1 protein-coding gene is annotated in these 392 nt (G+C 60.7%); it reads right to left on the bottom strand.

The window, feature by feature from the left end; translation table 11 throughout:
- Nucleotides 1-392, bottom strand: a 392-nt coding sequence (locus tag F0Q45_RS26910; protein ID WP_149656691.1) for a beta-ketoacyl synthase N-terminal-like domain-containing protein, incomplete at both ends; no start/stop codon positions are given.

Genomic DNA, 392 nt, shown 5'->3' with positions numbered 1-392 from the left:
CACATCAACCAAACCAAGCCCAGCACTAGCCAACGCCGACCGGATCACCCGCTCCTGAGATGGCCCATTAGGGGCGGTCAACCCGTTCGAAGCACCATCTTGATTGACCGCACTACCCCGAATCACCGCCAACACCTCATGCCCATTACGGCGGGCATCACAAAGCCGCTCCAACAACACCAAACCCGCGCCCTCAGAAAACCCCGTCCCGTCCGCGCTTGCCGCAAACGACTTACACCGCCCATCCACCGACAAACCACGCTGCCGCGAAAACATCACCAACATCGCCGGACTAGCCATCACCGTAACCCCCCCAGCCAAAGCCAACGAACACTCACCACCCCGCAACGCCTGACACGCCTGATGCATCGCCACCAACGACGACGAACACG

Source organism: Mycobacterium simiae (genome assembly GCF_008370645.1).
GTDB lineage: Bacteria > Actinomycetota > Actinomycetes > Mycobacteriales > Mycobacteriaceae > Mycobacterium > Mycobacterium simiae_A.
The sequence above is the reverse complement of the archived record's forward strand: the minus strand, read 5'-3'. Positions and strand labels throughout refer to the sequence as shown.